The sequence below is a fragment of the Frankia sp. CeCAU1 genome, from assembly GCF_977971845.1.
Map to the genome: position 1 here is coordinate 1 of NZ_CDWWXA010000238.1, position 498 is coordinate 498.

Here is a 498-nt window from a genome sequence, read left to right on the forward strand (position 1 = left end):
CCTCGACCTACTTGCATAGCAGCAGGTCACAGGCCCCGGAGCGATCACCGGGGCCTTTTCCATACCCACGGCCGGTCCCGGCTGGTCACGGTCGTTCCCGGCTGACCGTGGACAATGCGTGGACGCGATCATCGGCCGTTCTCCAGGGCCTGCGCCGCCTCGATCCGCTTGCGGGCCGCGACGTCATCGCCATCCACGCACTTGGCGTAGACCTTCAGCAGGACGGCCACGCTGTGCCCGGCCCACTCGGCGACCTGCTGAGCCGAGACCCCGTCGTTCAGCCAGCCCGACAGGCAGGCGTGCCGCAGGTCGTAGACCCGCCGGGCAAGCGGGCCGGCGGCCTGTGCCGGGGTCAGCGCCTCAGTCCGCGCCGCGGCCCACGTCCGGCCGATCACCGAGTCGCTGATCTCCCCACCCCGCACACCACTGAACAGCCGGCCGTCAGGAGCGAAGCCGAACTCCGCGACATGCGTGCGAAGGATCGCCACCAGCAGCGGG

General features: G+C 70.7%; 1 pseudogene. It reads right to left on the reverse strand.

Going from position 1 to position 498, the window contains the following annotated elements:
• Nucleotides 1–128: 128 nt before the first annotated feature.
• Nucleotides 129–498, reverse strand: a pseudogene (locus tag AC08OO_RS22865) (integrase); the annotation flags it as partial.